The sequence below is a fragment of the Intestinibacter sp. genome (genome assembly GCF_051866655.1).
GTDB lineage: Bacteria > Bacillota > Clostridia > Peptostreptococcales > Peptostreptococcaceae > Intestinibacter.
Window position 1 is genome coordinate 1 of record NZ_JBJDXL010000022.1, and the last position, 8246, is coordinate 8246.

The 8246-nt window shown below is 30.6% G+C and carries 8 protein-coding genes and 1 pseudogene; 1 reads left to right on the plus strand and 8 read right to left on the minus strand.

Going from position 1 to position 8246, the window contains the following annotated elements:
- Positions 1–236: 236 nt before the first annotated feature.
- A pseudogene (gene rlmD / locus ACI3VO_RS00610) lies at positions 237–1589 on the minus strand (23S rRNA (uracil(1939)-C(5))-methyltransferase RlmD); the annotation flags it as partial.
- A 34-nt stretch (positions 1590–1623) separates the two neighbouring features.
- Entirely contained in the window at positions 1624–2346 is a 723-nt protein-coding gene (locus tag ACI3VO_RS00615; protein ID WP_439756049.1) for a pseudouridine synthase, read from the minus strand.
- Positions 2347–2572: 226 nt separating this feature from the next.
- Here ACI3VO_RS00615 and fba point away from each other — a divergent pair, with 226 nt between their 5' ends.
- The gene (gene fba / locus ACI3VO_RS00620; protein WP_290686933.1) at positions 2573–3436 is read left to right on the plus strand and encodes a class II fructose-1,6-bisphosphate aldolase; all 864 of its coding nucleotides are present in this window, start codon (positions 2573–2575) and stop codon (positions 3434–3436) included.
- Between the two features lie 109 nt (positions 3437–3545).
- Here fba and ACI3VO_RS00625 read toward each other — a convergent pair whose 3' ends face one another.
- The 6 genes from ACI3VO_RS00625 to ACI3VO_RS00650 all read right to left on the minus strand — a co-directional run.
- A complete protein-coding gene (locus ACI3VO_RS00625; RefSeq protein ID WP_439756050.1) occupies positions 3546–4532 on the minus strand; it encodes a hypothetical protein in 987 nt (328 codons plus the stop codon).
- 250 nt (positions 4533–4782) lie between these two features.
- Positions 4783–5268 carry a hypothetical protein gene (locus ACI3VO_RS00630; RefSeq protein ID WP_439756051.1) on the minus strand — a complete coding sequence of 162 codons (486 nt, stop codon included), beginning with the start codon at positions 5266–5268 and terminating at the stop codon, positions 4783–4785.
- Positions 5269–5301: 33 nt separating this feature from the next.
- A complete protein-coding gene (locus tag ACI3VO_RS00635; RefSeq protein WP_439756052.1) occupies positions 5302–5859 on the minus strand; it encodes a 5' nucleotidase, NT5C type in 558 nt (185 codons plus the stop codon).
- 170 nt (positions 5860–6029) lie between these two features.
- The gene (locus ACI3VO_RS00640) at positions 6030–6695 is read right to left on the minus strand and encodes a hypothetical protein (RefSeq protein ID WP_439756053.1); all 666 of its coding nucleotides are present in this window, start codon (positions 6693–6695) and stop codon (positions 6030–6032) included.
- A gap of 131 nt (positions 6696–6826) precedes the next feature.
- Positions 6827–7525: a metallophosphoesterase gene (locus ACI3VO_RS00645; RefSeq protein WP_439756054.1), complete on the minus strand. Its 699-nt coding sequence runs from the start codon at positions 7523–7525 to the stop codon at positions 6827–6829.
- 77 nt (positions 7526–7602) lie between these two features.
- Positions 7603–8246 (minus strand): GTP pyrophosphokinase (locus tag ACI3VO_RS00650; protein ID WP_439756055.1); only part of this gene is annotated, 644 nt, incomplete at its 5' end.

An 8246-nucleotide genomic window follows, 5' to 3' on the forward strand; every position in this document is an offset into this window, starting at 1 on the left:
GCATCTTCTTTATCCTTCGGACAAGTAGGTACTCTATGACCTTCAGAACCGATGTTATAGTTCTGACGCTCTTTGATACCATACTTATCTTTCATCTTACCAATATACAGAGAAGATACCTTTAACCCTGTCTGTTCAAGGATATATGCTTTGATTTCTGCATATGTGGCAGATGCACCAGCATTTCCTTCAAGCACAGAAGTATCCAAATCAATGTCAATATAAGTATCGACATTTTTCCTACTTAAAAGAACAACAGTCTCAACATGTGGTGTATTCGGGAACATATCCATACACTTAACCTTCTCAACCTTATATCCATAACTCTCAAATCCCTGTAAATCCACAACCAAAGTCTTAGGATTACATGATATATAAATTATCTCATCAGTCCCAAATCTAGCTATATCCCTAACAGCATCCTTATGAATACCTGGTCTTGGAGGGTCCACGATTATAATATCAGGTCTCTCCTTCAAGCTATTCACAGTCTTAGCCACATCTCCTGCTATAAACTCGCAATGAGTTAATCCATTTAACTTGGCATTTTCATTAGCAGCAGCGACCGCTTCTTCTATGATTTCAATTCCGTATACTTTTCTGGCCTTTTCAGATAAAATTTGTCCAATAGTTCCTGTTCCGCTGTATAAATCATAAAGTACCTTGTCGTTATAATCTCCGACAAAATCTCTAGCTATAGAATACAATCTTTCAGCTCCTAATGTATTTGTTTGGAAGAATGAGAATGGAGAAATTTTAAATCTAAGTCCTAATAATTCTTCATATATATGGTCTCTTCCATGTATGACCTTAAGCTCGTCACATTTAACTGCATCTGCTAGGTTGTCGTTTATACAGTGAATTACACTAACTAAATCTGCTTCTAAGTCTAATCCAAGTAGCATATCCTTATACTTAGTCATATCGTAATCCTCTTGTGAGCTTGTAACTACCATTACCATCATCTCATTAGTCTTGATACCTTTTCTGATAACTAGGTGTCTTAAATATCCTAAGTGGTTGTTTCCTCTATAATAAGGTAGACCTTCTTCTCTAAAGAAGCTTTCTGTAGATGTAAGTATCTTTATGAAATCTTGATCTATTAACATACATCCATCCACTGTAACTATATCTAGGTATTTTCCTTTTTTGTGCATACCTACAGTTAGAGGTCCCGCTTTTATTTCGTCTCCGAAAGTGAACTCCATTTTATTTCTGTATAGTTTATTGCTTGGACTTCCTTCTATTCCTAGGAACTCAAAGTCTTTAATATCATGGCTTTCAAATAATTCTAGAACCTGTTGTTTTTTAAGCTCTAATTGTTTTTCGTATGGAAGTGATAAAATTGTACACCCTCCACATTGACCGAAATGCTTGCAAGGCTCTACAGTTTCTAGTGGTGATTTTTCTAATACCTCCATTAATTTAACCTCTGCTTTTTTGCTGTTCACCTTTTTTACTGAGGCTTTTACCTTTTGACCAGTAATTCCACCCTTCATGTGGATGTCTCTTTTGTCTACTTTAGTGCATGACGTGCCACCAAATTCCATTTTATCTACTTCAAATTCGATTATCTCTCTCTTTTTCACTAATTAATCCTCCGTACTTTCTATTTTAATTTTATTATCTTTCTTCAATCATCCTAACTTCTTCTTCAGTTAACTCACGATACTCGCCAAGAGCCAAACCTTCATCTAATTTTAGTTTGCCCATAGACAGTCTTTTTAAGTATACCACTTTTTTGCCTACACTCTCAAACATTCTTTTAACTTGGTGAAATTTTCCCTCGTGAATTGTCAGCTCTATCTCTGAAATGTTGTCGCTTTTGAGTATTTCAAGCTCTGCGGGCATAGTTTCGTATCCATCATCTAATGTTACTCCTTCAGCGAAAGCCTTGATATCCTCTTCTGTAACAACTCCTTCAACCTTCGCATAATAAGTTTTTGGAACGTGCTTCTTAGGAGATAATACCCTGTGTGCCAGCTGACCGTCATTTGTAAGTACTAATAATCCTTCTGTGTCCTTATCGAGTCTTCCAACTGGAAAAGGTTCAAAAATTAAATCCTCTTTATCTATTAAATCTAAAACAATCGGATCTCTCTTATCAAATGTAGCTGATATGTATCCATTAGGTTTATTTAACATCAAATATATAAACTCCTTATAAACTACCTTCTCTCCATCAAAAAGTATCTCGTCATTTTCCACATCGACTTGAACCCCTGGATTATTTATTACCTTTCCATTTACTTTTACTAATCCATTTTTACATAATTTTTTTAATTCACTTCTACTTCCATATCCTAGATTGGATAATATCTTGTCTATTCTTTGTTTTTTATGCAAGCCTTTTCCTCCTTTTTCCTTTATATAATATATATTATTTTATATTTAATAAGTCATTTTTCCTTATTTTACACCAAAATACAACACACTATTTAAATATATATTGTTCATATTTAATAAATTTTATAAATTTACATCTGTACCTTTTTACCTTTTAAGTATATAATATAATTGATGGGTAAGTGTTGTAAATTTTTAACTATTTTTTAATTTATGGAGGTACAAAATGTTAGTTTCTGCTAAAGATATGCTTATAAAAGCAAAACAAGGACACTATGCTGTAGGTCAATTTAATATAAACAACTTAGAATGGACAAAAGCTATATTATTAACTGCACAAGAAAATAATTCACCAGTTATATTAGGTGTTTCTGAAGGTGCAGGAAAATATATGGGTGGATATAAAACTGTTGTTGGAATGGTTGAAGGTATGTTAGAAGAATTAAACATAACTGTTCCAGTTGCTCTTCACTTAGATCACGGTTCTTATGAAGGTGCTAAAAAAACAATAGCTGCTGGATTCTCTTCAGTAATGTTCGACGGATCTCATTATCCAATCGAAGAAAATATAGAAAAAACTAAAGAAATAGTTGAATTAGCTCATTCTAAAGGAATATCAGTTGAAGCTGAAGTTGGTGCTATCGGTGGAGAAGAAGACGGTGTTGTAGGAAGCGGTGAAGTTGCTGATCCAGCTGAATGTAAACAAATAGCTGATTTAGGTATAGACTTCTTAGCTGCTGGTATAGGTAATATACATGGTAAATATCCTGCAAACTGGGCTGGATTAAACTTTGAAGTTTTAGGAAAAATAAACGAAGCTACAGGAGATATGCCATTAGTATTACACGGTGGTAGTGGTATACCTGACGAAATGATAAAAGAAGCTATATCTCTAGGTGTTGCTAAAATAAATGTTAACACTGAATGCCAATTAGTATTCGCTGATGCAACTAGAAAATACATCGAAGAAGGAAAAGACCAACAAGGTAAAGGATATGACCCTCGTAAATTATTAGCTCCAGGATTTGAAGCTATAAAAGTTTGTGTTAAAGAAAAAATGGAATTATTCGGTTCTATAGGACAAGCTTAATTATAAAAAGTTAAAAATGAGACAATCGGAAAGGGTTGAAGGAAACTTCAACCCTTTTTTTATTTCTTACATTTATATTTTAAACTAGCGTACATTATAAAAAATCTTACTAAATATTATACAAGCTCAATATATACTCTAAATCCACAAAAGGCTCCTCAGAAATAACTAATTCCTCCTCAGATTTCACATGATTTAGATGCTTTCCAAAAATTGATTTTCTTATCACACTAGCAGAAAATTCTCCTTCTTCATCAAATAAGTCCTTTCCTATACATTCGATATCCCATTCCTTTAAGTGATTTTCTATATAAGGATTATTTTCCTCTACTACATATAGCTTATCGACACTAGTTGCAAATTCTATCACCTTTTCCTCTGGTATAGGATTTACTACCTTTAAATCTAAATAAGAAACTGTATCGGCAAGCACCTCTTTTGTGTAGAAAGTGCATATTCCTGAACATATAAAACCTACCTTATCACTATTATGCTCAATTTTATTTAAATCATCAGCCTCAGAAATATTTCTACAGGCTTCTATCTTATCCTTTATACTCATTTCCATTTGTTGAACATTAGAATTCTTTGGATCGTCGCATACGACTATACCCGAAGAGCACCCAACTCTAGCTGTAATCCTAAAAAGTACAGGCATTTTATAAGTTTTGCTTATTTCAAATGCTTTTATAAGCATATTTTTCGTGTCCCTACTAGAGCCTGGCTCCATAACTAATAGATTAGATGATTTTGCTTTTTCTCTATTGTCGTTTATATCATCCTTTGAAACCATCCCCGAATCATCAGTCAATATAACTACTAATCCTCCCTCAGTTTTTGTGCCTATGTTTAATAAATTAGAATCCATTGTATTACAAAATGTTAGAGTTTTTTTTCCAGTATTAGAAATTCTTATAGCCTGCTCTATATTTACATTTTCACTTATAGACATCTCTACCTTTAGATCATTTTTAAAATCCTTTATCGATGCAAATAAGCTCGTCTTCAAAATAGAAGGATATGCACATACGACATCTACTCCTGCCTCGTAAATCCCTCTAGCAACAGATTCATTCCCAGTTAAAAATTTTCTCATAATTATTTACCACCTTAAAAAAATAAAATTATTATAAATTATAACATTTTTTTACATAATTAAACATAAATCAAAAAATTTATATAAAAATTCTTTATTAAAAAAGCGAGCCTTTAATTTGTAATAATTATAAGTTTTAATTACTACAAACTAAAGACTCGCAATTTTATTTTCTCATATTTACAAAATCTATAAACTATAGCTACTATTAAAAAACTATAGATTTAAATCTAATAAATTTACCAATTATCTAGCTATAGAATTTAGATGCACCTATTAATTGTCTCTTAGAAACAATTTTTGCAAGATTTTTTAAAGAAGCGATTTTAATATCTTCAAAGCTTACTAAAAATACAAATTTAAAATCAGTAAATTCTTGATTTATATTATATACTTCAAAATAACATTTTATATTATCCATGCTATAAACATCTTGAAGTTCTGCTTCTATTTCATCTGTTGTGTCCTTTAAGAAACGTCTAACATCATCAAACATAATTTCAAAGAATGACTCGTCAACTGATTCTCCTAATTCTTCAATAGCTTCAAGTATTTCTGCTCTAGAAAATACCTTTTCTGATAATTCACAATCAAAAACCATTATGTTTTCTTGATTTATTGAATTAGATATATCTTGTAAATAACCAATATCTTGACGTTCTGCAAGAATGTCCTTTACCTCTTTACTATTTACGTGAATGCTACCTTTTCGATTTTTTAATTTTAATTCTATCATTAAACTTCGCCTCCTTTGAGTAAGCTAACTTAATTATAGTTTATCAATAACACCTTTTATTTCTTTCCAGCAAGAAACTCTAATAATATTTTCATGCTCTACATTTTTATTGTAGTTACAATCAATTAATATTACTTTTATACCACCTTCTGCAAGATGTAAAGCATTTCTTGGATGGTCTTCTATAAATATATCACACTTTAGCTCTTTTGCTTTATCAAGTTTTTTATCTGTTCCAAGTAAATAAAGAGGTACATGAGATAGTTGTTGTTTTTTGAGCCAATTTCTCGTTATTTCTTCTAAATCAGCACTTCTTGCTGTTACAAAAGATAAATTATTCTCTTTATATAGTTCATCAATTACTTCCTTAGCTCCTTCAACAACCTTTGCTTCTGAATAAGAATTTAAATAATTTGAATGAAGTTTGTCTAACATGCCTTCTAAAGTATCTCCATATAGCTCTGCCCAAAACACAGTAGTAAAATCTTCTTCAGTTAGATTTCTATTGTAAATACTGTTTAAGTAAGGCATATAGTGATATGGACTAGTAACTGTTCCATCAATATCAATACATATATTTAAATTTTTCATATCTTATCTCCTATTTTTCTAAGAATTCATTATACCATATACTCTAGTATAATTCAAAAAAACATATATCTCCATACTTTAAAAAAATTTTATTAATTTGTAATAAATTCGGAAAAAAAAATTGAACATCGTCAAACCTTTATAGTTATCGATGTTCAAATTTTTTATTTTTAACTGTTTTCAATTTTTTTCTCTAAATTAGAAATTTTACTCTTATATTGATTTAATTTTTGATCTGAGTTATTTATATATTGTTTTACTTTTGGTATATAGGTAGTATTTTTTTCATTTAGTATTAAATTTACTTGTTCTACTGCTTTATATTTCATCTCGTATGCTTCCTTTACACATTGCAAACATTCCTTTAAAACCTCGGTATCTTGCTCCTGTGATAATTGTGGAACTTCCATATCATCGTAAATCTCAATTACTCTTTCACACATATACATAGCTTTTTCTACTTTTTTCTTTACACTATCTAAATTTTTTAGACATGTTTGTATATCCTTAGTATCGGATACGCATTCTTTTATTGGATTTAAAGCAATATCCTCTATATCCCTGACATCTCTTTTAAAATGCTTTATTTTTAGTAAATCATCTTCTCTTTTATCTAGAGATACACTTGAATTATTGCAATTCATAACAAAAGCACTTTTCGTATTCTGCTCAATTCTCTTAATACCGCTTATATACATATTACTTATAACTAAAGTCGTAGCCAAAACAACATACATACAACCATAGATACAAGCTCTACTAAATTTCTTATAATTCTTAAAAAGTATCGTTAAAGGTATCAAATACAAAATTATAAATACTAATATCCATCTCATAAACTCTTCTCCTTGTCTATCGTTACAAATATATTAAGTTCCCATTTTCAAAATTAAACTTAAAATAATACAATGCATATTTTAGTATTTACAATTTTTATTAATATTAATCCATTATTTTTAAATTTTTATTAATCCAATACCTTAACTAACTTAAAATCTAGATAATCACTAGATGCAAGAATATATTCTATTCCATTTCTAATCCCTTTAAGTCCCATATCAAATGATTCTTTGCCATGCAAATGACCGTATATCACTTTTTTCACGCCGTACTTTTCATATAGCTTAGTAAATTCTGATTCCTCTAGCTCGTCATTTGTAGGTGGGTAATGAGTTATAGCTATTAGATTTTGATGTCCAGCATTTACAGCTGCTTTTATAGACATTTCTAATCTCAAAACCTCTCTTTTATATATCTTCATATCATTTTCATCAAACTTAACTTCATTTGGACAAAGCCAACCTCTACTTCCACATATAGCGTAATCCTCGTATGTAAAGTAACCATTTTGTATAAAATTCATATCCTCATCTTGATACATGGCATTTACCTTAGAAAGTGAAGCCCACCAATAGTCATGGTTTCCTTTTATAAAAATTTTCTTGCCTGGAAGTGCCTTAACTATATCTAAATCAGCCTTTGCCTCTTGTAAATTCATAGCCCAAGAAGTATCTCCAAGAACCAATACTGTATCCTCATCGCCGACTACTTCTCTCCAATTTGTAATTATTTTTTCTTCGTGATTATCCCAGTTATCGCCAAATATATTCATCGGTTTAGGATTTTCCGTAGAAAAATGTAAATCTCCTATTGCGTATAAACTCATGGCTTAATCTCCTTTCATAAAAATAAAGATTTTTATAATTTAAAAGCTGTCTCAAAATTTAAGACAGCCCCCTCCTGTTATTTTTCTATTCTATGCGTTTTAAAATCTTCTAAAATATAATCTATTTCTTCCTTCAAAGCAACTATTTCATCTATATCTCTTTCACTATCTATCTTGTCCAATCGTCTTTGATATTTAAGAGCACTGCTTATTTCACCTAGATTATAAAGCTCTTGTATCTTCTTAAGCACATCCTTTAATGTAACAGACTTCGCTTGATACATTACTTGAGCCTTCATTATATCCTCTCTTATTTCACTCATTTCTTCATCTAATAAAAACGCCGCATCTGCTGCTTTTCTAAGTCTTAATGCAACATTTTCTGGTATATAGTGCTCATATTTATATTTTAGAGAATGCTCAATAGTCGCCCAGAAATTCATAGCAAGAGTTCTTATTTGTATTTCACAATGTATTTCCTTTGACCCTGCAATTGAATTTATAGGATATTTTATTATTAAATGATAGCTTCTATATCCACTTTCCTTGAAATTAGTGATATAGTCCTTTTCATTTATAACAGTCATATCTGTTCTATTTTTGATTAAGTCTACAATAGTATATATATCTTCAACAAACTGACACATAATTCTTATACCAGCGATATCATCTATATTCCCTTCTATATCGTTAACATCTAATCTGTTTGCCTTAGATATTA

Bases quoted from the DNA above. Each gene is read 5' to 3' on its own strand.
- fba (WP_290686933.1), top strand. From the start codon at position 2,573: ATGTTAGTTTCTGCTAAAGATATGCTTATAAAAGCAAAACAAGGACAC.
- ACI3VO_RS00625 (WP_439756050.1), bottom strand. From the start codon at position 4,532: ATGAGAAAATTTTTAACTGGGAATGAATCTGTTGCTAGAGGGATTTAC.
- ACI3VO_RS00630 (WP_439756051.1), bottom strand. From the start codon at position 5,268: ATGATAGAATTAAAATTAAAAAATCGAAAAGGTAGCATTCACGTAAAT.
- ACI3VO_RS00635 (WP_439756052.1), bottom strand. From the start codon at position 5,859: ATGAAAAATTTAAATATATGTATTGATATTGATGGAACAGTTACTAGT.
- ACI3VO_RS00640 (WP_439756053.1), bottom strand. From the start codon at position 6,695: ATGAGATGGATATTAGTATTTATAATTTTGTATTTGATACCTTTAACG.
- ACI3VO_RS00645 (WP_439756054.1), bottom strand. From the start codon at position 7,525: ATGAGTTTATACGCAATAGGAGATTTACATTTTTCTACGGAAAATCCT.